The sequence below is a fragment of the Chloroflexota bacterium genome (assembly GCA_014360825.1).
Lineage (GTDB): Bacteria > Chloroflexota > Anaerolineae > UBA2200 > JACIWT01 > JACIWT01.
The window spans coordinates 133584-153245 of the sequence record JACIWT010000006.1; the positions used below are offsets into that span (position 1 = coordinate 133584).

Sequence of the window (19662 nt, forward strand, 5' to 3'; positions counted from 1 at the left end):
GTGGCCAGAAGAAAAGGCAAGAAGCCGGGCTTGCTGGATATATCACCGAAAATATGGGCCGAGACTGCGGGTATCGTCTTGCTGGCCGTCGCCGCTGTCACCATTCTGAGCCTACTGTCTCTCACCCGAGGCACACTAACAGAAAGGTGGCTACATTTGCTCGAGCAGAGTTTCGGCTTGGGTGCGTATTTGGTTCCTTTTGGGGCCGGCGCGCTGGGCTTCTGGCTTTTTCTGCGCGGGTTTGAACGACAACCTGCGATACCCAAACAGCGAGCATTTGGTGTGATCCTGTTGTTTGTGGCTAGCCTGGCTTTGATCCATCTCCTATCGTTCCCCTCGGATCCTGCTAAATTAGCAGCGGAAGGCGGTGGTGGCGGCTACTTAGGTTGGTTCGTAAGTGAGACCTTGGTAGATGCGGTGGGAGGCATTGGCGCAAGCCTGGTCCTCCTCCTTCTCGCGAGCACGGGCGTGATCCTGTGTCTCGGTGTCTCCACTCTCACTGTGGGCGTCGCATTGAGGGGTGCCTGGGCTCAGTTGACGAATTGGTGGCATCTCGCTCAAGACAGGTTTTCCCGTGCATCCCAGCCACCCCGAGATGATAGCGTTGCTGCACGGGTAGCAAGAATCAGCGAAAGGAGAGCCCCTGAACCAGGCACAGAGGGCGTAGTGACCGAAGCCCGGGCTGTGCCTCCAGTGACCGATGAGACCCAGGAGAGCATGCGAGGGCTGCTCTTTCCCCGCATCATCGGCGGCCCCCCAGAATGGCATTTGCCTGCTATTGAGGAGATCTTCGAAGAAAGTGTTGAACACGAACTAAGCCAAGCGGAGATACGTTTCAAGGTCCGGGTTATCGAAGAAACGTTAGCCAGTTTCGGCGTACCCGCCAAGGTAGTAGAAGTCAACCAAGGGCCTACGGTGACTCAATTTGGGGTTGAGCCAGGCTTTGTGGAACGACGAGACCGCCAAGGGAAGATACAGAAAGTCAAGGTGAAGGTCAACCGCATCAGTGCTTTGTCTAAGGATTTATCGCTGGCATTGGCGGCTGCACCCATTCGTATCGAGGCGCCTGTCCCGGGCCGTTCTATAATCGGTATCGAAGTTCCGAACACGGATGTCTCATTGGTTTCTCTGCGGAGTGTGATAGAGTCCGAGGCCTTTCGGAAGATTGACTCCAAACTGCGTATCGCCCTTGGGCAGGATGTAGCCGGCCAGCCAGTGGCCGCCGATCTAGGCCAAATGCCCCACTTGCTGATCGCCGGGGCGACAGGGTCCGGGAAATCAGTTTGCATCAATTCTATCATCGCTTGCCTGCTCGCCCACAACACCCCCGACGACCTACGCATGATCATGATAGATCCCAAAATGGTCGAACTTACAAATTTCAACGGGATCCCTCATCTGTTAGCGCCTGTCGTGGTGGAAATCGAGCGGGTCGTCTCCATGCTCAAGTGGGCGACGCAAGAGATGGATCGGCGCTATAGACTCTTCTCGCGCCGCGGGGTTCGTAACATCGAGATGTACAATCAAGTGATCAACGATCAAGGCGGGGAGAAGTTGCCTTACATCGTCATTTTTATTGACGAGTTGGCTGATCTCATGATGGTAGCGCCCGATGAGGTAGAACGATCGGTGTGTCGCATCGCTCAACTGGCGCGAGCCACCGGCATCCACCTCGTTATGGCCACACAACGCCCCTCAGTGGATGTGGTCACAGGACTGATCAAGGCAAACTTTCCGTCGCGTATCAGTTTCGCGGTCACCTCACAGGTGGATTCGCGGGTTGTGCTCGATGCACCAGGCGCGGAGAAACTTCTGGGGCGGGGCGACATGCTCTACATGCCATCTGACTCCAGTAAACTGCTCCGTCTTCAGGGATGCTTCGTCTCTGATACCGAATTAGAGCGCTTGGTACAGTTCTGGAGAGGGTTCCGCACCGCTCCGACCATACCGGAAGGCACGCCTCTCGTTCAACAACCCTTGTGGGAAGAGGTCGTGGCCAGAGAGAAAGAACTCGCCGAGACCGACGAACTGTTGGATGAGGCAATCAAAATCGTTCGCGAGCAGAAGCGGGCTTCCATCTCCCTCCTGCAGCGCCGGTTGCGCATTGGCTACTCCCGGGCAGCGCGATTGATTGACATCATGGAGGAACGCGGCATCATCGGGCCATCGGAAGGGGGCAGCCAACCCAGGGAAGTACTGCCACCGAATACGAACCACCAGTGGGAAGATGAGACGCATCAGGAAACAGAGTACCGCTGATCGTACGATGGACAGAGCCCCAAAAACGACTTGAGACCCCCATGATGGAGTTATTAGAACACAGCGCCCGGGCACTGGGGTTGCGGCTAACCAGGGGACACTTGACGTTATTTCAGACTTATTATGAAGAACTTATAGCCTGGAACCGCAAACTGAAACTGACCACCATCACGGACTATCCAGATGTTCAACTAAAACACTTTCTGGACTCATTGACCTGCCTTTTGGCATTGCCAGTGGATGACGGCAAGGCTGCTTTGCCAGACACTGTCCCTTTAAGTGGACGCGTATGTCCCCTCCTCTGTGCGGATGTGGGCAGCGGTGCAGGATTCCCAGGCCTTCCGCTGAAAATATTGCGGCCCGAACTGCGTATGGCATTAGTTGAATCTTCGCGTAAGAAAGCGGCGTTCTTGAGCCACGTGGTGCAGGCATTAGGGTTGCAGGATGTAGAGGTATTGCCGCGGCGGGCAGAAGAAGTGGGCCAGGATATCCATCATCGCGAGCGCTATGATGTGACACTGGCACGTGCCGTGGCGGATTTGGCTGTGCTCGCAGAGTATTGCCTACCTCTATGTCGCGTGGGTGGGCGTTTCATAGCGCAAAAAGGGATCGAGATCGCCGCTGAAGTCGCCAATGCCGAAACAGCGGTTTCCACATTGGGAGGCCGAATCAAAGAGGTGAAAGAAATTCACATCGAAGGGTTGACCCCACGCACTTTAGTGGTAATAGAAAAAGTCGCGCCCTGTCCAGCCCAGTACCCTCGACGCCCAGGGATACCAGAAAAACGGCCTCTTGGTTAGGCAACTTCCTTGCAGTAACGCCTTTGGGCTCTCATTCTATGGAAGAGAGAGGGGCCGCAACCGTCCTCCACACACTTGTAGAAGAGAAGCATTCCTCAGGAACTGGGGGCTGTAAGGAGCCAAGTCTGTGGTCGTCATAATGACTTGCTGAGCCTGGTTTATCGTGTTCATCAAATAACCACGCCGCGTTGCATCTAGTTCGGAGATCACGTCATCCAACAAGAGAACGGGCATTTCGCCCCTCATCAGATGCATGAACCTGACCTCGGCCAGCTTGAAGGAGAGGGTCACGGTACGTTGTTGCCCCCTTGATCCAAAAACTTTCATATCCACCCCGTTCACCAAGAAACGCAGATCATCGCGGTGCGGGCCCACTAACGAGACCCCTCGCGCAATTTCCTGCTCACGGACGGACAGTAGATGCGTGGTGAATTGGTCAGCAATCGCGTGGGCAACAGCATCTAGTTCCGACCACTCGATCAGGCCCAAATCCTGGTTTAAGAGTGGGATCTGATATCCAGCATGGGCCGGCTCCAGGCGGGGCACGCTGCAAAGGTACTCTAAACGCAAATGTTCACCCGCACCCGTAAGGGCAGAGTGTACCTCTGTTACTAACGTGTTCAGATGTTGAACGGCCTGTTCCCGCCGCGCAATGATCACGCTCCCGTACCGCACCAGATTCTGATCCCAGAACTCCAGTTCATCTCGGCCTGCTCGTCCGTCACGTATCAGTCGAAGGAGAACGTTACGCTGTGAGACCACGCGGGTGTAACGTCGCAGATACCGATAGTAGGCTGGGTCAATCTGAGAGAGGGCATCATCCAGACAATGGCGTCGCAGGCTGGCTGTGCCGCCAACTAGATCAATATCCTCCGGCATAAAAAGCACAGCATTCAATTGTCCCAGTATATCAGCCGCTCGTTTGTTAGCGCCGTTTAGGCGAACTCGTTTCCGCAGCACCATGCGCTGGGGCTCGGCATCGTTCGCCTCTTTCGCAATGGCAATTTCAATCTTGTTCATCATGCCGGCGCGTTGCACTTCAGCCACTAAGCGCGAGTAAGGCAAATCTTCTTCATCGGCCAACCAGTTGATCAGCAGACGATCTGATGAGGTGCGCGGCGAGCGAGTGGTGGCCAGGTAGTAAATAGCCTCGAGGAGATTGGTCTTGCCCTGAGCATTATCTCCTTGGAGCACGGTTACTTCGCTGGTCAGATCCAGTTCCAGACGCACAAAATTCCGAAAATTGGTGAGCGACAGATGTTTAATGAACACGCTTGAGCCCTCAAAATAGGGCTATGGCAACGCCCTCATGCCACAGCCCTCAAACACAGCCGAGTTCACTCTGAGACGTGGAAGGTCATGCCTCTAACGAGCGATGTGCATAGGCATAATCACGTGAATGAAATCTTCTGAGTCAACGGGTTTGATCACACCGGGACTGGAAGCCGTGGTGGTTTCTAAGACGACCTGTGGGCTGGAGAGGACGCTCAGCACATCTATTAGGTACTTCGCATTGAAAGCGATCTCGATTGGTTCCCCTTCAACGCTGGCCTCGATCTCACCCACATTGTCGCCCAATTCAGCGGATGTAGCGGCGACGGCCATACTACCAGGCGTCAGATTGTTACCCGGTGTGATGCTCAAACGGACGATGTTAGCCGCATCACGGGCAAAGAAGAAAGCGATGCGCACCGCCTTGAGGAACTCATTGGTATCCACAATTGTGCGGGTAGTATAGCTCTTGGGGATTATCTGCTTGTAGTCAGGGAACGTGCCTTCAATAAGTTGAGAGACCAGATCGATGTTAGTCAGGCTGAAAAATACTTGATTGCGGCCCTGAGCAATAGTTGCTTTAATCGCATTCTCTTCTTCAGTGCTCACGCGGGCCAGTTCTTGCAGTGCACGGGCTGGGATGATAGCCGTAGCGGGCCTTTCGACGGGCTTTTCCAGTCGAGTGGTGCGAACTGAGAGCCGATACCCATCCGCCGCAGCCAGGGTGAGGGTGGAGCCAGACAATTCGGCTAGCACGCCCGTAAGTACAGGACGGCTTTCGTCCACGGCTGCTGCAAACGCTACCTGGTTAATGATCTCACGGGCCTGCTCAGGCGACAAAGTGATTGTATTGTCCTCAGTGAAAACCAAAATTAGCGGAAATTCTTGCGCATCAATGCCCTTGATGTTGGCTTCGTATCGCGCGCACTTGATATTCAAGGTCTGGGTTCGAGTGATCAACTCAAGCCGAATCGGCTCGGGGGGCAGAGAGTTCACCAGGTCAATAAACAGGCGTGCCGGGACGGTCACTGCACCATCCTCCTCGACCTGGGCCCCTATCCAGCAATTGATGCCGACCTCCAGGTTGGTAGCAGAGAGTTTAAGCCGCGACTCATCTGTCGCCAGGAGGACGTTTGATAAAACCGGTAGGGTGCTTCGCGTGGCCACGGCGCGGCCGACGATAGCAAGTCCTCTGGCCAAATTCTCTTGCAGACAGGAAAGTTTCATCGACTGACCTCCTCAGGCATGTTAGCACCAATAGTATACAACAAATTTTATTTTGCTCCCAAAGAGGACGGTTAGTCCAATGGGGTTTTGAAATCAAAAAGGCTGTCTTGTGCAGCCCAGCGGCGGTTACATCCACCACACTCCAGGTAGTTCTCTTTGAGGTGTAGATGTATACTTCGGCACAATGGGCAACGAAAGATAGGGTCGCAGGCCAGACCGGAGCCAGACTTTTGGGCCTTTGCTTGCAGAAAGATACTGGGGGAGAGTTGTAACCCGGCAGTCGGGCCCTGCAGCAAACCATCCAATGCGGCCAACACACGCGCCGGAACGAAACGTTTGAGCGCCCCGACACGAAAGGTGGACACAGCGAGACGACGTTGAATCGAAAACCCTGCCTTGTCCATTTCTGCCTCCACGTAGGCCGGATGAAAGTCGAAGTGCAGGGGAGCAAATTCGAGGGGCTCGCGGGAGAAAGGACTGGGACCGTGCCGCAGAAGATAGCGAAGTATTGCTTTGAGATGGCGTTTGTTAGCGTACTCGAGCACAAATGTGCCCCCAGGCCCGACGACCGTCTCGATGCTGCGTAAGGCGGCTGGCACATCAGACTGATGGTGGAGAACCCGCACCATCACAACGGTATCAAAGGCGTTTTCCGCGAAAGGCATTTCATACAAACTGGCAATCACATATGTGAAGCGGCCTGTGCCTAAACGCGAGCGTGCCTCTTCGAGCAACGAGCGAGAGTAGTCTAGGAGGTATACTCGATCGTAATGTTTGTATAGATCCGTTAGGCGGCCGAACCCCGCGCCGATATCCAAAATGCGTTTACTCGAGGGTGGGAGTAGTTTGCGCAGAGCCACGCGCTCGACCAGGTCTTCATATTCGCGCCTACCATGCTCCCAGAACGAAGTGCGGTAGTCACTGCCCTCATAATCTAAGAAACGGGGTGGGATTTGATCGCCAGATACACTGTCCAAAAAGCGCCTCCCTCACACTGTTTTGCCTTGGCCACGTGAGCGTTTCACGTGAAACATTTCCGGCAGCTCCCATTTGACGGGCTATGGAGCATAAGGTAGAATCACCTCCATCCATCTCCGATGGATAGGAGAAGGCCCATGACCCGTATTATCTTAGTCCGTCACGGCCAAACTGAGTGGAACCGCGAAGAGCGTTTCCGCGGCCAAGAAGACATACCTCTTAACGAAACAGGACGTCAACAGGCTCGCCGCGTGGCCTACCGATTGAAGAACGATCCCATAACTGCCATATATGCCAGCCCGCTGCGCCGTTCTATCCAGACGGCAGAGATTATCGCTGCCAGTCGGGATCTCGATGTGCAAATAGACGATGCTTTTCTAGATATCCATTACGGGACCTGGGCAGGTCTCTCACCAGCAGAAGTAGCCGCGCGTGATGCAGAGATGTATCGTTTGTGGCTCACAGCACCCCATTTGGCCCATCCACCAAAGGGGGAATGCCTGGAAGACGTGAGAGCGCGCGTCCTTCGAGGCATCGAGCGCATCGTGCTCCGCTACCCTCGGGCCACCGTTGTGGTAGTTGGACACCAGGTAGTAAACAAGGTGCTCCTCTGCGCTGTTCTTGGCCTAGACGGCAGCGCTTTCTGGCGCATCCGTCAAGACAATGCCTGTATTAATATCTTTATCGTTGAAAATAGCACTTACGAAGTGGTTTGCCTCAACGATACGTGTCATCTCCAGGAAAAATTGTAGAACCAATCTGCCCAAAGGTCAATTGGACAAATACGGAGAATTGTGTATCATATTAGCACCAGAATTTTTGTAGGAGGTCCTCACGATTGGCAAACACAAGATCGGCTCTGAAGAAGATGCGTAGTTCCCGGCGTAAGGCGGAGCGCAACCGACGTGTGCGTTCCACTGCCCGTACTTATATCAAGAAAGCCCGTTTACTGATGGATCAAGGCAACCTTGAGGAGGCCCGCGTTGCTGTGAACCAAGCCGTCCGGGCATTGGACAAAGCGGCGGAGAAGGGCATCATTCATCGCAACAACGCTGCTCGACGCAAATCACGCTTGATGCAGCGCCTGAACAAGGCGCTTGCAGCAGCTTCATCGGTCGGATAGTTTCCTCTCATCTATTTATATTATATATTCCATTTCGCATCGCTTTTTCTGTAAGCGATGCATTTGATTTTCTAAAGGCGCAACACTTTGGGCTGAGGCTACGTGTATAAGCCTACCGCGTATTCCATTTCACATCAGATCTTTTGGTGAACGAAGCCAGGGACTAGAAATCTATACGGAGGCCCTTCCTCCCTCTCAAGCAGCGGCTGGCTCCCTTTTCAGAGGGAGCGCTATGAAGTTATCTGGAGTTTTCATCATCTCGTCCAGATACCGCCCCTGCTCTTTCAACTGAAGAACCTCGAGTGCACATTTCATTTGACAGGGCACGAAAGCCGAGGGTATAATTTTGTAAATTCGCCAATTGGGAGAATTTAAGAATGCCAAAAAGAACCTGGCAACCTCGCAAGTTGCGTCGCCAGCGTGTGCATGGTTTTCGGTCTCGCATGCGTACCCGCAGTGGACGCAATGTCCTGAAGGCCCGTCGACTCAAGGGCCGCAAAAGAGTCGCTCTTTGATGAGCGCCTTAGGACTATGGGCACGCGAAATTGGAAAAACGATACCGCCTGTTACGGAACAGTGACTTCCAGCGTGTGCGAAGCAAAGGACGTCTTTGGTTCCATGATTTGGTCGTCCTTTATGTTTATCCTAACGGTTTGCAGCACAGTCGGTTTGGTTTCTCCGTCAGTAAGCGCATCGGGAAAGCAGTTCTGCGCAATAGGCTCAAACGCTGCATGCGTGAGGCAATCCGCCACGCTATGAGGCACATCCCAGGCGGTTGGGACATGGTATTCGTCGCCCGAGGACCGATAAGGGACGCTGATTTCCAGCAGATCGAACTGGCCATACACGCTCTCTTGCGACGCTCAGAACTCTGGGTCGAGCCTATAGGTGGTGAAAAAAACAAATAATGGCACGCGTGGTCCTTAGTTTAATTAGGCTCTATCAAAGGGCCGTATCACCAGTATTACCAACCGTTTGCCGCTTTGAGCCATCGTGCTCGCAGTACGGCTACGAGGCCATTGAGAGATATGGCCTGCTAAAGGGCGGCTGGATGGCTATTAAGCGCTTAGCGCGCTGTCACCCGTTACATCCGGGTGGATACGACCCAGTGCCCTAAGCAAATTTACATAATCAGTGAGTTTGAATAACGAAGGGAACGGAGGCTCTCTTTTGACAAAAGGCACAAGAACCGCTTTTTCCATAATAGTGTTTGGGCTCTTGATTGTATTGCTCATCAGTTGTAGTGGGCCGGTAGTCGTCCCTGGTTGGTCAGGTGTTACTTTCTCCGGTTCGGTAGTGTATTTCGCTGCTCCTAAAGGAAAAATCTACGCTGTAGATAGCACCTCTGGTGCCCAGCGCTGGGTCTATCCCGCGTCGGGGGATAAGAGCCTCGGCTCGCTCTACGGGCCACCCGCAGTGAACAATTCTACCGTCTATGTCGGTTCCTCCGATCACAAGTTGTACGCCATTGATGCTGCTACAGGTATGGAGCGATGGTCTTATAGCACCGGAGGACCTATTTACGGCGGGGTAGCAGTGACAGACAACGCCGCCTACGTAGGCTCCAACGATAAAAAGGTGTATGCGGTGAATGCCGGGGATGGCACAATGCTATGGACGTTTGAGACGCAGGGCGGAGTGTGGGCCACCCCTGTGGTAACGAACGAGCGAGTCTATGTGGGCTCACTGGACCACCACTTATATTGTTTGGACGCACAGAATGGTCGGGAAATCTGGCGTTTCCAAGCCGGCGGCGCAATTCCTGGCCCCGCAACGTTAGTAGAAGGTATCCTCTACTTCGGCGCACTGGACTCCAAAGTATATGCATTGGATGCCGTTACCGGCGTTGAACGCTGGCACTTCAGCGCGGGCCACTGGGTCTGGGGGCCGCCGCTCGTGCTAGGCGATACGGTTTATGTGTCTGCCATGGACAACAGAGTTTACGCAGTAAATGCTCTCACAGGCGAGAAACGATGGGATATTGGCATCGAGGGTTATTTGCGAGCCAGTCCCGTCACTGGGAGTGACGTTCTCTTCGTCGTAACAGAGCAGGGAACAGTCTATGCTCTTGACCCCTCCTCTGGGCAGCAACGGTGGAGCGTTGCCACTGGGGCCCAGGTGATGAGTGCGCCTGTGTGTGCTGAAGGCGCTTTGTATATCTCTTCGATGAAGGACATGCTTTTCTGCCTGAGTGTAGCAGATGGCACTCAACGCTGGGTCTTTAAGCCCTAAATTTCCGTTTGGGAGGTAATTCCGCTTGACTGAACTCTGGAATCTTGTCATTTTCAATCCAATGCTCAATGGCCTGCTCTTCCTGTACAACCTGTTGGGGCATAATTTCGCCATCAGCATCGTGGTCTTCACCATACTGGTGCGTGTTTTGATGTTACCCCTCACTTTGAGTCAGCAGCGTTCCGCACAGGCTAGCCAAGAGCTCCAGCCCAAGCTCCAAGAACTGCAAAAAAAATACAAGAACGATCGGGAAAAACTCAACGAAGAGACGATGAAATTGTATCGCGAGCATGGGGTCAATCCGTTAGGCTGTGTTTTGCCTATGCTCATTCAACTTCCCATCTGGATAGGGCTCTACCAATCGATTATCCATGCTCTATCTGAGAATCCGACTCAACTTGTGAACCTTGGCAAACACATCTACTCAACTTTCCCGATTCTCTCATCATTAGTGCCGCTGAACAGCCGTTTTCTCTGGCTCGATCTGGCGCGACCCGACCCATTTCTGATTCTCCCCATCCTGGTCATGGTTACGATGTGGATCCAGCAGAAGATGGCAACACCGCCCACGCCAGATCCTCAACAAGCAGCCATGAATCAGTCTATGCAGTTCATGATGCCGCTGATGTTCGGGTTCATCACTTACCAATTAGCTTCAGGGTTGGGGCTTTATTTTGTGATTTCCAACATCGTCAGCATTGTACAACAGTATTTCGTATCCGGCTGGGGCGGACTTCTACCCACACCGGTTGCGGAGTCTGCACCGGGCAGAAAGGAAAAGCGTGGTCGAAAGAAGTAGTGTGGAGACGGGCGGCAGAACAGTTGAGGAAGCGATTCAGGCTGCTCTGAAAGAGCTGGGCGCTACACAAGACGAAGTGGTCATCGAGGTTCTTCGAGAGGGCAGCCGGGGCGTCCTCGGCATTGGGGCAGAGACTGCGTTAGTGCGCGTGACTCGCCGTGCCTCACTTAACGTGCTCCCTGCCGGTGGAGAGAAACCTGGGCAGACGGTCCCAGCGAGCGACGAGGAAATCGCGGCAATGGGTCAGGAGGTACTCAGCCGATTGTTGGACGCCATAGGCGTCCGCGCTCGCATCGAAACCACGTTGGGTGAGGTCACTCCTGCAGCCGGCGGCAGCCGCACTATAATCTTCAACGTCACCGGTGAGAATCTTGGCATTCTCATCGGGCGGCGAGGAGAAACGCTCCGTGACCTGCAATTTATCACCCGGCTCATTCTCAGCCGGCGGGCCCAACGCTGGCCAGACATTGTTGTGGACGTGGAACATTACAAAGCGCGCCGAGAACAGGCACTAACAGAGCTGGCAAAGCGCATGGCAGCCCGGGTGCAGACGAGTCGACAGCCACTGGCTTTGGAGCCCATGCCTCCCCACGAGCGTCGCATCATTCACCTGGCCCTACGCGATCACCCCAGTGTGACAACAGAAAGCACTGGAGAGGGTGAGAAGCGAAAAGTAGTCATATTACCTAAGCGATGAATGCCCGAACGAACAACAAGGGCATGATAGCGAAACACAAGGCCAGGGATATGAATTGCAAAGTTATGTCGAAATACTCCCTGGTTTTCCTTTTTCACATCGAAGACCAATCACATGGCCAGTCTTGATTTCTTGGTCGTTGGACATGTAACAATCGATCTTCTACCTGATGGCAGTACGACCGTTGGTGGGACGGCTACTTACGCTGCTCTCACTGCGAAAGGCTTGGGTTGCAAGACTGGTCTCATTACTAGTGCAGGGCCAGAGTTTGACTTTGAGCGAGTGGTCCCGGGTGTACAAGTGCACTGTATCCCCGCGGCTCGTACAACGACATTTGAGAATATCTACGATGCCAAGGGGGCACGGAAACAATGGATTCGCGGCGTGGCCCATCCGATCAGGATCAATGATCTATCCCCGGATTGGGCAACACCCTCAGTCGTTCTTTTTGGACCACTAGTAGATGAAATCGATCTCGATGTTATCGGGCAATTCCCTCACTCACTGACCGGGGTTACGCCACAAGGCTGGATGCGGGCCTGGGACGAGAATGGGTATGTGTACACGAGACCATGGGTTGGTGCAGAGAGGGTATTATCACAAGTGGATGTTCTTATGTTTAGTGAAGAGGATGTAGCCTACGACGAGGCACAGATACAGTCCTACACTAAACTGGCACGGTTGGCAGTAGTAACCCGTGGCGCCAATGGGGCCACGGTCTATCGTGGCAAGTGGATCTCACACTATCCCGCATATCAGGCTACGGTAGTCGACCCGACGGGCGCAGGCGATGTGTTTGCAGCGGCATTCCTGATTCGCCTGCACGAGACAGGAGATGTATCAGAGGCTGCTCGCTTTGCCAACTGCGCCGCTTCTTTCGCCATAGAAGGTTGGGGGACAAGCAATATTCCAACACGGGCGCAAGTGGAAGAGCGACTGAGGAAGGGGGCATTGCGAACCTGAGGGATCTTGTAGAATGAGCCGAGTATACGCATTTGCTAACCAAAAAGGCGGCGTGGGCAAAACGACGACTGCTGTAAACCTCGGAGCCTACATGGCGGCTAGTGGGCGGAAAGTATTACTCGTAGATGCTGATCCACAAGCAAACGCTACCAGCAGCCTGGGTATTGAAAAAATGACCCTCCGCCGCTCAATTTACGACGTGCTCATCCACGATTTGCCTATGGAAACCACTTTGACATTGACCAAACGCTTAGGGCTCGATCTGATCCCTTCATCTCCGGCGCTGGCGGGAGCAGAGGTAGAATTAGTCAGTCTCTTATCTCGCGAGCAACGCCTTCGACAGGCCCTTGCTCCCATGCGCGAAAAATACGATTACATACTCATTGATACACCCCCCAGCCTAGGCTTACTCACCGTAAATGCCTTGGCCGCTGCAGAGGGGGTCATTATACCTGTCCAGTGCGAATACCTGCCATTGGAGGGCCTCTCGCAGCTAATACAGACCATTGAGTTGGTGCAACGGAACCTAAACCCAACCTTAAGAGTGCAGGGGGTTCTGCTCACAATGTACGACTCCCGGACCAATTTATCCGAAGAAGTGGTTAACGAGGTGAGAAAATACTTCGGTAACTTGGTATATCGTACCATCATCCCGCGCAGTGTGCGCCTGAGCGAGGCGCCGAGCTATGGCGAATCTATCTTAAGTTACGCCCCTACCTCTGCCGGTGCATTGGCATATCAGACACTTTGCGCCGAGGTATTGGCACGGGCCGGGGACAGGATGGGGAGGTGAGATTCCGATGACATCGAGCAAACGGAGGGGTCTCGGCAAGGGGTTAGGTGCACTGATACCCGGTGCAGAGAGACCACCAGGGCTCATCGAGGTGCCTCTAGATGCGATTGTACCGAACCCACTTCAGCCGCGCCAATCTCAGGACTCTGAAGCGCTCCAGGAATTGGCTGACTCCATTCGGGAGCATGGTATTCTCCAACCTCTCATTGTAACAGCGCTGGCTGAGCCTGAGGGTGAAGCAGAATATCGTCTCATAGCAGGGGAACGGCGTTGGAGGGCAGCTCGGTTGGCAGGCTTAGACCGAGTGCCTGTTCTGGTCAAAGAGGCTTCGCCGGGTGAGACCTTGCAACTAGGACTCGTTGAAAACATCCAGCGTGCTGACCTGAATCCATTGGAGGAAGCGGCGGCTTATCAGCAACTCATTGATGAATTCGGATTGACACAAGAGATGGTGGCGGAACGCGTGGGCCGTAGTCGTGTCGCCGTTGCCAATGCATTGCGGCTCCTAAGGCTGCCGCAGAAGGTGAAGGCTGCGTTGGGTAGCGGCGAGATCAGCGAAGGACATGCTCGGGCACTTTTAGGATTAGAGGGAACGGAAGATCAAATCGAGGCTCTGGAGATCGTACTTAAGAGAGGCCTTTCCGTGCGCCAGACCGAAGAACTGGTACGACACTGGACCAAGAGAGATACATCCACGAAGGAAACATCCACATCTCTAGTTACGCCGGCACTAAGAGCACTAGAGGATCGTTTCCGCAGCGCGCTGGGAACGAAGGTGAACCTGATACGCGGTAAGCAGGGTGGGCGACTGATCATTCATTTCTATTCTGAGGAGGAACTACAAGCCTTGTACGATAAAATCGTAGGCGTAGAGTAGTCTTTGGCATTTTGGGCTTAAAGGAGTATAATATATTATGTTATTGAGCCCCTTATCTCGGGGCTCTGTTTGTGAAATCCACCTGTAGGACTGATACAGGAGATATAAACGATGCTGTTGGACGAATTGGCGTTGGTTGAAGAGCGCTACGAAGAATTGAATCGTCTGCTGGCCGATCCTTCCGTAATGGCTGACCCCAGCAAATTGCGGCTATATAGCCAGGAACAGGCTGGGCTACAAGAGTTGGTGAACAAGTATCGCGATTATAAAGCGGTACTCAATGAGCTGGACGCCACTCGTGCTATGTTGAGAGAGGAATCGTCTGACGAGTTACGCACTTTGATCGAGGAGGAAATCGCACAACTCGAGGATCGTGTTGCTAGGCTTGAGAAAGAACTAAAGCTTTTGCTTTTACCCGTAGATCCCCGTGACGAACGCAACGTTATCGTCGAAATCCGCGCTGGGACCGGCGGCGAGGAGGCAGCACTCTTTGCGGCGGATTTGTATCGGATGTACACGCGTTATGCTGAAAGACTTGGGTGGAAGACCGAGTTACTGAGCACCAACCGCACTGGTATCGGTGGGTTCAAAGAAGTGATCTTTGCAGTAAGAGGTAAGGGGGCTTATTCGCGTCTGAAGTATGAGAGTGGTGTGCACAGGGTGCAACGTGTCCCGATCACCGAGGCTAGTGGACGCATCCATACCTCTACTGCTACAGTGGCCGTGCTGCCAGAAGCCGACGAAGTAGAGGTAGCGATCAAGCCCGACGATTTGCGCATAGACGTATATCGGTCCTCTGGTCACGGTGGTCAAAGCGTGAATACGACCGACTCTGCGGTGCGCATCACTCACTTGCCTACGGGTATGGTAGTTACCTGCCAAGATGAACGCTCGCAACTCCAAAACAAGATGCGCGCTATGTCCATTTTACGCGCGCGCCTCTATGAAATGGAACAACGACGCCGCGACAGCGAGCTGGATGAAGCCCGTCGTTCCCAGGTTGGTACTGGTGAACGCAGTGAAAAGATACGCACATACAACTTTCCCCAAAATCGCGTTACAGATCATCGAATCAACAGAAGCATCTACCGCTTGGAGAGCGTTCTGGAAGGTGATCTGGATGAATTCATCGAAGAACTCGCGGCCCAGGAACAGGCCAGAAAGTTACAGCAGTCCGGTTTAGGTTGAGCAGAACGACATTATTCAATGGGAATTCTCTTCGGGATGTGAAAGAGGCGCTGAATTGGGCTAACGTGCGCCTTGCCTCTGCAAAGATCGAAGATAGTCGATTGGATGCCGAGGTACTCTTGGCACACGTGATGAGCACCACGCGCGCTTGGCTGGCGGCTCATCCAGAGAGTATGCTCTCGGTTTCGCAGAGGCAACATTTCATTGATTTGGTACTCCGTCGGACCTGCCATGAACCAGTCGCTTACCTGATAGGTTCTCGACCGTTCTACGGCCTGGACTTTTATGTGGATCAACGAGTGTTCATTCCGCGGCCAGAGACCGAGTTGCTAGTGGAAGTGGCCATTGCAGAAGGTAAGAAGCGGCTTCAAAACGGGCGATCTCTTGTGGCTGCTGATATTGGCACAGGCTGTGGGGCAATCGCTATTGCCTTCGCCCAATATGTCCCTGGCGCGGTTGTATACGCAACTGATATCTCCACTGACGCCCTAGAGGTGGCGATGATAAATGCCACCCGACTGGGGGCAGAGGGGATTCATTTCCTGGAGGGCGACTTGCTTACCCCGTTGCCAGAACTTATAGACTTGCTTTTAGCGAACCTACCATACATCGCTACCGATGAATTCCCATCCCTGCCTTCAGATGTACTTGACTATGAACCACGCTTGGCTCTCGATGGCGGTGCGGATGGCCTCAATCTAATACACCGTTTATTGGCTCAGTTTCCAGGGCATATCCGCAGTGGTGCAACCGCGCTACTGGAGATTGGGGCCGGGCAGGGACCAACGATAGTGGCATTAGCAAATGAGTACCTGCCAGGGGCTACCGTTATGTTGATGAAAGATTGCGCCAACTTGGATCGATTGGTGAGGATAGATTTACCGTGAAAACCGCGTATTACCAACTCCTCGCTCTCGATTTGGATGGGACCCTCGTAGGCGCAGACCTACTGATATCACCGCGTGTCAAAACGGCGTTGGCCGAGGCCATGCGACGCGGGGTACGTGTTACTTTGGCAACCGGGCGTATGCTCGGCGTGGCTGTTTCCTTTTCCCGCCAGCTGAATATCACCACGCCCCTAATCTGCTACCAGGGAGCACTTATTCAAACCGCCGAGGCAAATAAACCTCTCTTCCGGCAGGCTGTTCCTTTACCACTTGCTCGAGAAGTAGTGGAATTCGCTCGGCGGGTGAATTTACCAGTGGGGGCCCAGATAGATAACAGTTTCTACGTCGAGCGACTCAGGCCTGCAGACACCGCCTATATTCCTTCTGTGCCTATGGAAATCCAGTTTCTCAAAGTGGTGGATTTGATGGCCGACTTGCCGGGAGACCCGCTGAAACTCGTCATATTCAGCGATCCGGACACCATCGCATACTGGCTACCGCGCATGGTCGAGGAGTTCACCGGTCGTTTAAATGTCATGCGCTCTCACCCTCTGCTTCTGGAAGCAACTCATCCCAATGTTTCTAAGGGCCGTGCGTTAGCGTGGCTGGCGGCTTATCTAGGGATACCTCGAGAGCGGGTGATGGCGATCGGCGACAATGACAACGACGCAGATATGGTAGCGTGGGCTGGGTGGGGTGTAGCCATGGGGAATGCTACTCCGGCGGTGAAAGCGGCTGCCGATTTCGTTGCCCCACCGCTGGAGGAGGACGGGGCAGCTGTAGCAATCGAGCACTTCGTGCTCGGAAGGGAGGAAAGTTGAGCGCGGAAATTCTGCTGGCACACGCAGAAAACGCTATTGCCAAGGCTGCTGCAATCATCGTGCACGGTGGGCTGGTAGCCTTCCCGACCGATACTGTATATGGCGTAGGAACCCACGGGCTCTTGGCCCAAGCGGTGCATCGACTCTACACTGCAAAACTACGCCCACGGGACAAGGCGATCCCGCTTCTCCTGGCCGATGCCCAGGACATGGCTGTAGTGGGTCGTGATATACCACCGCTGGCCTGGCACTTGGCGGCACGTTTCTGGCCAGGAGCGCTCACGCTGGTGGTGCCCCGCTCACCGGATTTGCCGGACATCCTCTGCGCTGGGGGTGATACCGTGGCTGTGCGCGTGCCCGCCCATCCGGTAACATTGGCCTTAATTCGGGCTGTTGGCGCGCCTCTTGCCACCACGAGCGCGAATCTTTCGGGTCATCCTCCTGCGACAACAGCCGACGAGGTCCTGCAGGCTATCGGGGATCGAGTGGATCTTATTCTCGATGGGGGGATTTCGCCAGGCGGTGTGCCGTCCACTGTCCTTGACGTAACGATCACTCCCCCGCGTTTGCTTCGCGAAGGGGCGCTCTCGTTGGAAGAACTGCAAACTGCTTGGGAGAGAATGCTCTAGTCTTTCTTTACCTCAGATTCTGGCGGTTCCTTCGCGTTTGGACCTGCTTCCTCCCCTTTTAACGCTTTCTGGAACTCGCGGATGCTTTTGCCTAATGCCCCACCCAGTTCCGCGAGGCGGTTGGGGCCAAAGAGAATGATCACAATGACAAGGATGAGGAACCACTCTAACGGACCTATATTGCGCAGGAATTGCATATTACCTCCTCAGCGGACACTAAAGCGTCCTTAACACACAACACTTATATTTCCATTTTACTGCCAACCCCACGGGTAGATCAAACTCAAAGGGGAATGCCCAAATGAGACATTCCCCTTTCGCGCACTTTTGCTCAGATCAGCGTGAGGTTACGAGAACCAGAACGAAAATAACAGCGAACAACAGAATAACCAGCAAGAGCACGGTCAACACCGGGGCAAGAACGGCTACGAGTGCCTTTCCCATATCCATATCGTTTGCTATCGCTGTCGCTTTCACATAGATCACGAAACCCCATACCAATGCTACTAATCCAATGATCAGCCCCAAGCATGGGATGAAGCCAAGGGCGTTGAGCAGTCCGGGCACCCAGGCCAGTGCCGTGAGTCCGAGCATCTGTTGCACAGTACTCCTCCCACCCAACAATCTAGCAAAGATAAGCACTAAAAGGCCATACGTCAGCCAGGCACTCATCATCCCGAATGGCGTGGATAAAAACACCCCCAGGGCTTCCAGCAAGTAGGGAATAGGTCGGGGCAGCGGTGTAGGGATCGCCTCAATCTTCCTGATGATCTCGATAATCATGCGGATGTAATCCTCAACGAAGTTCTCAAAGAGGGCTTGCTCCTCTGGGGTCATCTCTTCCGCAAACATCCTCATGTACATCGTCATAAAATTCTCGATCTCCGCAATATCGGCCGCGGTCGATTGGGTCAGGCGGGTGATAAACGTCACGGTCCCGCTCACCGCTCCCACAACAAGGCCAACCACGATCAAAATGACCAGGCCACGCTGAAAAACGTCTGCTGAGGCTTTTAGTGAGTGATAGGCATCATCTCTCAACGTGATTACACTCTTGGTGATGGTAAATAATTCCCCCAACATCACTGACCCCCTTGTGACAGCATACTGCCGAGAAAACTGGCAATGGCGAATCCGCTACAACAGGCCAAAAGCCCGAATAACAAGCAGAGGGTAACCAACGGTAAGAGGGCTGCCCAAAATGCACGCCAGCCCACCAGTTGGTGGGCTGCCTTTAATGCCAGAAAATCGCACACTAGTACCCAAATGCCTACCACGCTACCCAACTGTATGTAAGGCAGAACTTTGACCAGGCCGATTAGGTTAGGAGAAATTGCCAACGCGGTGCAACCCATTGTCCGACCAAGATCGCCAGTGCCGCCCAGCAACCGCGCAAAAAGATGAGCAAGGACGCTGTAGATCACCCAACTGATCATCAGGCCTACTGGAATGAAGATCACGTTCAGGATAGCGCCAGCAGGGTTAGGAGCGAACAGGCTGGCGATACGCCAGCCAAGATCATAGTATTGCTTCATCGGATGGAGAGCCTCTGGCGCTTCCTGCTGAAGCATCTGATACCACTCGCTTTGGGCTATCGTTTCCCAGATCGCCTGCTTCATAGCAGCAAAACTGGGTGTGGATGCCCATTCCAATGTAGTGCCGATAACGCCTACAAATCCCACAAGCACTCCAACAAGAATGACCAACACAAGTCCTTTGCGCAAAGGCTGCTCGTCGTTACTCATCTCGACATAGGCCTCGTCTCGAAGGAAAAGTGCATCGACGCCCAATCGGAGTAGATTGGTTATGGTCTGCATATCAACCCCCTTCTCTTGATCGCTCTAGGCTTGGCAAATCCGCCAATCAATGCACGCCTTTGCTCTGACTGCAAACGGAGGTCACAAAGCGGATACATTATATGTTGACCAAACCTTTTCTACAAATTGGTTGTGAACTCGAAGCAAGAACGCATTAATCCACCGTTTTGCGTGCGGTCAAGTCAGGTTTTTCCTGTAAAATAGGCGACGTAGGTACGCTATGATCAGTACAGCCCTCCTATGTGTTGTACAATGGCAATCCGAGTTCGCGGCGCAGGAGATGCAGTTGTTGCTGCTCCA

23 protein-coding genes are annotated in these 19662 nt (G+C 53.6%); 17 read left to right on the forward strand and 6 right to left on the reverse strand.

What is annotated here, in order from left to right; genetic code table 11:
• Both H5T64_05800 and rsmG read left to right on the forward strand, forming a co-directional pair.
• Positions 1-2259, forward strand: a complete 2259-nt coding sequence (locus H5T64_05800) for a DNA translocase FtsK 4TM domain-containing protein (protein ID MBC7263860.1) — start codon at positions 1-3, stop codon at positions 2257-2259.
• Positions 2260-2303: 44 nt separating this feature from the next.
• The gene (gene rsmG / locus H5T64_05805) at positions 2304-3059 is read left to right on the forward strand and encodes a 16S rRNA (guanine(527)-N(7))-methyltransferase RsmG (protein MBC7263861.1); all 756 of its coding nucleotides are present in this window, start codon (positions 2304-2306) and stop codon (positions 3057-3059) included.
• 36 nt (positions 3060-3095) lie between these two features.
• On the opposite strand, the gene H5T64_05810 is transcribed toward rsmG, so the two are convergent.
• The 3 genes from H5T64_05810 to H5T64_05820 form a co-directional block, all read right to left on the reverse strand.
• On the reverse strand, positions 3096-4331 hold the full coding sequence (locus H5T64_05810; protein MBC7263862.1) for a DNA replication/repair protein RecF: 1236 nt from the start codon (positions 4329-4331) through the stop codon (positions 3096-3098).
• 93 nt (positions 4332-4424) lie between these two features.
• Positions 4425-5558: a DNA polymerase III subunit beta gene (dnaN, locus tag H5T64_05815; protein MBC7263863.1), complete on the reverse strand. Its 1134-nt coding sequence runs from the start codon at positions 5556-5558 to the stop codon at positions 4425-4427.
• 71 nt (positions 5559-5629) lie between these two features.
• Positions 5630-6535 carry a class I SAM-dependent methyltransferase gene (locus tag H5T64_05820; GenBank protein ID MBC7263864.1) on the reverse strand — a complete coding sequence of 302 codons (906 nt, stop codon included), beginning with the start codon at positions 6533-6535 and terminating at the stop codon, positions 5630-5632.
• A 138-nt stretch (positions 6536-6673) separates the two neighbouring features.
• On the opposite strand from H5T64_05820, the gene H5T64_05825 reads away from it, so the two are divergent.
• The 15 genes from H5T64_05825 to H5T64_05895 all read left to right on the forward strand — a co-directional run bounded on the left by H5T64_05825 (position 6674) and on the right by H5T64_05895 (position 17545).
• Positions 6674-7288, forward strand: coding sequence for a histidine phosphatase family protein (locus H5T64_05825; protein MBC7263865.1), 615 nt, complete (start codon positions 6674-6676; stop codon positions 7286-7288).
• An 86-nt stretch (positions 7289-7374) separates the two neighbouring features.
• Complete coding sequence (locus tag H5T64_05830) at positions 7375-7659, forward strand: 30S ribosomal protein S20 (protein ID MBC7263866.1); 285 nt, start codon at positions 7375-7377, stop codon at positions 7657-7659.
• A 377-nt stretch (positions 7660-8036) separates the two neighbouring features.
• Complete coding sequence (gene rpmH / locus H5T64_05835) at positions 8037-8174, forward strand: 50S ribosomal protein L34 (protein ID MBC7263867.1); 138 nt, start codon at positions 8037-8039, stop codon at positions 8172-8174.
• A 30-nt stretch (positions 8175-8204) separates the two neighbouring features.
• Positions 8205-8567, forward strand: coding sequence for a ribonuclease P protein component (gene rnpA, locus H5T64_05840; GenBank protein MBC7263868.1), 363 nt, complete (start codon positions 8205-8207; stop codon positions 8565-8567).
• The gene (yidD, locus tag H5T64_05845) at positions 8567-8776 is read left to right on the forward strand and encodes a membrane protein insertion efficiency factor YidD (GenBank protein ID MBC7263869.1); all 210 of its coding nucleotides are present in this window, start codon (positions 8567-8569) and stop codon (positions 8774-8776) included. The genes rnpA and yidD overlap by 1 nt, the downstream gene beginning before the upstream one ends.
• 53 nt (positions 8777-8829) lie before the next feature.
• Positions 8830-9891 (forward strand): PQQ-binding-like beta-propeller repeat protein, encoded by a 1062-nt coding sequence (locus H5T64_05850; protein MBC7263870.1) that lies wholly within the window; start codon positions 8830-8832, stop codon positions 9889-9891.
• Positions 9892-9916: 25 nt separating this feature from the next.
• Entirely contained in the window at positions 9917-10690 is a 774-nt protein-coding gene (locus tag H5T64_05855; protein ID MBC7263871.1) for a membrane protein insertase YidC, read from the forward strand.
• 1 nt (position 10691) lies between these two features.
• Complete coding sequence (locus H5T64_05860) at positions 10692-11387, forward strand: protein jag (GenBank protein MBC7263872.1); 696 nt, start codon at positions 10692-10694, stop codon at positions 11385-11387.
• Positions 11388-11501: 114 nt separating this feature from the next.
• Complete coding sequence (locus H5T64_05865) at positions 11502-12350, forward strand: ribokinase (GenBank protein ID MBC7263873.1); 849 nt, start codon at positions 11502-11504, stop codon at positions 12348-12350.
• Between the two features lie 13 nt (positions 12351-12363).
• Positions 12364-13143: a ParA family protein gene (locus H5T64_05870; GenBank protein MBC7263874.1), complete on the forward strand. Its 780-nt coding sequence runs from the start codon at positions 12364-12366 to the stop codon at positions 13141-13143.
• 7 nt (positions 13144-13150) lie between these two features.
• A complete protein-coding gene (locus tag H5T64_05875) occupies positions 13151-14020 on the forward strand; it encodes a ParB/RepB/Spo0J family partition protein (protein MBC7263875.1) in 870 nt (289 codons plus the stop codon).
• Positions 14021-14134: 114 nt separating this feature from the next.
• Positions 14135-15208, forward strand: coding sequence for a peptide chain release factor 1 (gene prfA, locus H5T64_05880; protein MBC7263876.1), 1074 nt, complete (start codon positions 14135-14137; stop codon positions 15206-15208).
• Positions 15205-16095: a peptide chain release factor N(5)-glutamine methyltransferase gene (gene prmC, locus H5T64_05885; protein MBC7263877.1), complete on the forward strand. Its 891-nt coding sequence runs from the start codon at positions 15205-15207 to the stop codon at positions 16093-16095. Before prfA ends, prmC begins: the two co-directional genes overlap by 4 nt.
• Positions 16092-16916 carry an HAD family phosphatase gene (locus H5T64_05890; protein MBC7263878.1) on the forward strand — a complete coding sequence of 275 codons (825 nt, stop codon included), beginning with the start codon at positions 16092-16094 and terminating at the stop codon, positions 16914-16916. Before prmC ends, H5T64_05890 begins: the two co-directional genes overlap by 4 nt.
• Positions 16913-17545, forward strand: a complete 633-nt coding sequence (locus H5T64_05895; GenBank protein MBC7263879.1) for a threonylcarbamoyl-AMP synthase — start codon at positions 16913-16915, stop codon at positions 17543-17545. Before H5T64_05890 ends, H5T64_05895 begins: the two co-directional genes overlap by 4 nt.
• Here H5T64_05895 and H5T64_05900 read toward each other — a convergent pair.
• From H5T64_05900 to H5T64_05910, 3 genes are all read right to left on the reverse strand, one after another.
• Positions 17542-17742: a twin-arginine translocase TatA/TatE family subunit gene (locus H5T64_05900; protein MBC7263880.1), complete on the reverse strand. Its 201-nt coding sequence runs from the start codon at positions 17740-17742 to the stop codon at positions 17542-17544. The genes H5T64_05895 and H5T64_05900 overlap by 4 nt on opposite strands.
• Before the next feature lie 139 nt (positions 17743-17881).
• Positions 17882-18628: a YIP1 family protein gene (locus tag H5T64_05905; protein MBC7263881.1), complete on the reverse strand. Its 747-nt coding sequence runs from the start codon at positions 18626-18628 to the stop codon at positions 17882-17884.
• Positions 18628-19362 (reverse strand): YIP1 family protein, encoded by a 735-nt coding sequence (locus H5T64_05910; protein ID MBC7263882.1) that lies wholly within the window; start codon positions 19360-19362, stop codon positions 18628-18630. Before H5T64_05910 ends, H5T64_05905 begins: the two co-directional genes overlap by 1 nt.
• Between the last annotated feature and the right edge of the window lie 300 nt (positions 19363-19662).

Bases quoted from the DNA above. Each gene is read 5' to 3' on its own strand.
- rsmG (MBC7263861.1), top strand. From the start codon at position 2,304: ATGGAGTTATTAGAACACAGCGCCCGGGCACTGGGGTTGCGGCTAACC.
- rpmH (MBC7263867.1), top strand. From the start codon at position 8,037: ATGCCAAAAAGAACCTGGCAACCTCGCAAGTTGCGTCGCCAGCGTGTG.
- dnaN (MBC7263863.1), bottom strand. From the start codon at position 5,558: ATGAAACTTTCCTGTCTGCAAGAGAATTTGGCCAGAGGACTTGCTATC.
- H5T64_05910 (MBC7263882.1), bottom strand. From the start codon at position 19,362: ATGCAGACCATAACCAATCTACTCCGATTGGGCGTCGATGCACTTTTC.
- H5T64_05870 (MBC7263874.1), top strand. From the start codon at position 12,364: ATGAGCCGAGTATACGCATTTGCTAACCAAAAAGGCGGCGTGGGCAAA.
- H5T64_05905 (MBC7263881.1), bottom strand. From the start codon at position 18,628: ATGTTGGGGGAATTATTTACCATCACCAAGAGTGTAATCACGTTGAGA.
- H5T64_05900 (MBC7263880.1), bottom strand. From the start codon at position 17,742: ATGCAATTCCTGCGCAATATAGGTCCGTTAGAGTGGTTCCTCATCCTT.
- H5T64_05865 (MBC7263873.1), top strand. From the start codon at position 11,502: ATGGCCAGTCTTGATTTCTTGGTCGTTGGACATGTAACAATCGATCTT.
- H5T64_05875 (MBC7263875.1), top strand. From the start codon at position 13,151: ATGACATCGAGCAAACGGAGGGGTCTCGGCAAGGGGTTAGGTGCACTG.
- H5T64_05825 (MBC7263865.1), top strand. From the start codon at position 6,674: ATGACCCGTATTATCTTAGTCCGTCACGGCCAAACTGAGTGGAACCGC.
- yidD (MBC7263869.1), top strand. From the start codon at position 8,567: ATGGCACGCGTGGTCCTTAGTTTAATTAGGCTCTATCAAAGGGCCGTA.